Origin of the sequence: Mesorhizobium sp. M7A.F.Ca.MR.362.00.0.0 (assembly GCF_004023175.1) — a bacterium.
GTDB lineage: Bacteria > Pseudomonadota > Alphaproteobacteria > Rhizobiales > Rhizobiaceae > Mesorhizobium.
On record NZ_RZTF01000542.1, the window covers coordinates 791 to 3,352 of the forward strand.

Sequence of the window (2,562 nt, forward strand, 5' to 3'; positions counted from 1 at the left end):
GCCGATGCGGCGGACGCACGATGATGATTGGCGGGCGAACGATTTGGGAGCGTTCGAGATAACCGGAGCTGGCCCAGCCGCTCACGCCGCCGCCATGAATTCTGCACCAGCCCGGCTGGCAGCCGGTGACATTGACCCTGAAGCCGCCGGGCAGCGTTCCGACCCTGGCATATCCCGCTCCCGGCCCGCTACGGACATTGAGATTGGTCGTGGTGTGGGCGCTGTAAGCGAAGGCTGCGGCGGACGTCCCGAAGACCGCAGCCATTATGGTTGCGAACACAAGCAGAAAACGAAATCTCATCAGTCCCCTCCATTCGAATCCTGGCCGTTCATCTGCTTCGGCCAAGACTGCCCTGCAAGAGGAGCGGCCAAGCCAAGAAAAGTCAACAGGTGAGCGGCCGTGCCCGTCCTGGCCAGCGGGACTGATGCCGGATTTTTCTTGGACATGGTTGAGGAATTTCCCGGTTGCCGCTTATTGGCTCTTCAACACCGCTGACATTTACTGTCTTTCGACAATTCACCGCGGGCAAAGGTGGATCCATGGGCAAAGGCAGGGTCGAGGCATTCACCGACGGCGCATCGCTTTCAGTTTTTCCGCCACCGATGCGGCAAGGTCGGCATAGCGCTCCTCCAGCCGTTCCGCGGCCTTGATGATCGAGAAATCATGGCCGAACTTTTCCAGCGCCATACGCAGCTTCTCGACGAACTCGGCTTGTTTCTCCAGGGCGGAAAAGAGCGTCTTCACCTGCGTTTCGCTGATGTCGGGGTTGGCCAGCATCTGCGGCACCTCGCGGCCCATCTGGTCGCCAATGGCGGTCTGTTCTTTCAGGATTGCAACCCAGTCCGTCAATCAGGAAATCTCCGTTTGTCCCCGAGGCTGAAGTTTGTTTTGTCCCCAGGGCAAAATCTCTTTTGCGGAGGCAAAGGGCAACATGCGCAGCCTCGACCGAACTGGTCAACCCGACAAGGCGGGCAGAGGCTTGCGCCGGCCGGTTCCGGCGCTAAGTTCGGCGCCATCGAACAAGGAACCCATCGCCCATGATCACCGACGCCGAGATCCAGACCGCCCTGCCCGCGCTTGCCCCAGGCAATGCCGCCGTTATCACCGGCGCCGCCAGCGGCATCGGTCTGGCGGCCGCCAAGCGGCTTGCACTGATGGGCATGAAGATCGTGCTGGCCGATATTGGCGGCGCGCGGCTGGACGACGCCTCGCGCGCCGTTTCCGCGATTGCCGGCGACGATGCCGTGCTTGCCGTCGCCGCCGACGTTTCGAAGGCGGATGAGGTGGACCGCCTCGCCGAGAGGGCGTTCGGCGCCTTCGACGGCGTGTCGCTGCTGATGAACAATGCCGGCGTCGGCGACAACCCCGGAAAGCCATGGGAAAACCGCGATGCCTGGAAACGGCTGCTGGACATCAATTTCTGGGGCGTCGTGCATGGCGTGGAGGCCTTCGCGCCGCGCATGCTGGCCTCGGCCAGGCCGGGTCTGATCGTCAACACCGGCTCCAAGCAAGGCATCACCACGCCGCCCGGCAATCTTGCCTACAATGTTTCCAAGGCAGGAGTGAAAACCTTCACCGAAGGCCTCGCGCATGCGCTGCGCAACGAGCCTGGCGCCCATGTCGCCGCGCATCTGCTGATCCCCGGCTTCACCTTTACCGGCCTGACCGAGGGCGCGACGGAAAAACCGGCTGGCGCCTGGACCGGCGAACAGGTCGTTGATTTCATGTTGGAATCCCTGACCAGGGGCGATTTCTACATCCTGTGCCCGGACAATGAGGCGGCCCGCCCGCTGGATGAAAAGCGCATGGCCTGGGCGATCGGCGATATCATCGAGAACCGCCCAGCCCTGTCGCGCTGGCACCCGGACCACAAGGACAGTTTCGCGGCGTTCATGAAAGGCTGATTTTCAGGCCGCCTGCTTTTTCGACCCGCGCTTCCTCGCCACAGCCTTCTTCGCCGCCGTGTCGGCGATCTGTTCGTCATGCCGCTTTGCCGCACGCTCGCATTTGGCGCGGATTTCCTCGACTTCGGATTCGGTCAGATGTTCGATGCCGATGAAGTGGTTGTGGCCCTTGCCGACCCGGATCAGTTCGTCGAGCTTGGCCTGGATTGCCGCGCCATCGCGGTTCTGAGTGTTCTGGATCAGGAAGACCATCAGGAAGGTGATGATGGTCGTGCCCGTGTTGATGACGAGTTGCCAGGTGTCCGAAAAACCGAAGAACGGACCGCTCACCGCCCAGACGGTTACGATCAGGCAACAGACGGCGAATGTCGGCGGCAGGCCGGCTATGCGGGCGACCCAGTTGGCAACCTTGGTGAAATGCTTTTCCATCTATCGAATCCCTCGACGCTGCGGCGCGATGAGAAACAACCAGCGACCGTTTCAGGTTCCCGATGCAAACAAATACCTCGCGCGCAATTGAATACACTCATAAAGTGCATAGGGCGAAAAACACACTTTATGGGTTGAATGTCACAGTAACCGTGCAGGCAAGAGTGCCTGTTCCTTCCGCTTCACAGCGGTTTGCCTCCAGCCCCTTCCGCCGCGCCACCCCCGCAT

Annotated in this window: 4 protein-coding genes; 1 reads left to right on the plus strand and 3 read right to left on the minus strand. The window is 61.3% G+C overall.

Annotated features, from left to right (window positions below):
- Positions 1-301 (minus strand): SH3 domain-containing protein (locus EOC06_RS34770; RefSeq protein ID WP_245470331.1); only part of this gene is annotated, 301 nt, incomplete at its 3' end.
- A 264-nt stretch (positions 302-565) separates the two neighbouring features.
- Complete coding sequence (locus tag EOC06_RS34775; RefSeq protein WP_127320440.1) at positions 566-850, minus strand: hypothetical protein; 285 nt, start codon at positions 848-850, stop codon at positions 566-568.
- 188 nt (positions 851-1,038) lie between these two features.
- On the opposite strand from EOC06_RS34775, the gene EOC06_RS34780 reads away from it, so the two are divergent.
- Entirely contained in the window at positions 1,039-1,905 is an 867-nt protein-coding gene (locus EOC06_RS34780) for an SDR family NAD(P)-dependent oxidoreductase (protein ID WP_128309938.1), read from the plus strand.
- 3 nt (positions 1,906-1,908) lie between these two features.
- On the opposite strand, the gene EOC06_RS34785 is transcribed toward EOC06_RS34780, so the two are convergent.
- The gene (locus tag EOC06_RS34785; RefSeq protein ID WP_128309939.1) at positions 1,909-2,334 is read right to left on the minus strand and encodes a low affinity iron permease family protein; all 426 of its coding nucleotides are present in this window, start codon (positions 2,332-2,334) and stop codon (positions 1,909-1,911) included.
- Positions 2,335-2,562 lie beyond the last annotated feature (228 nt).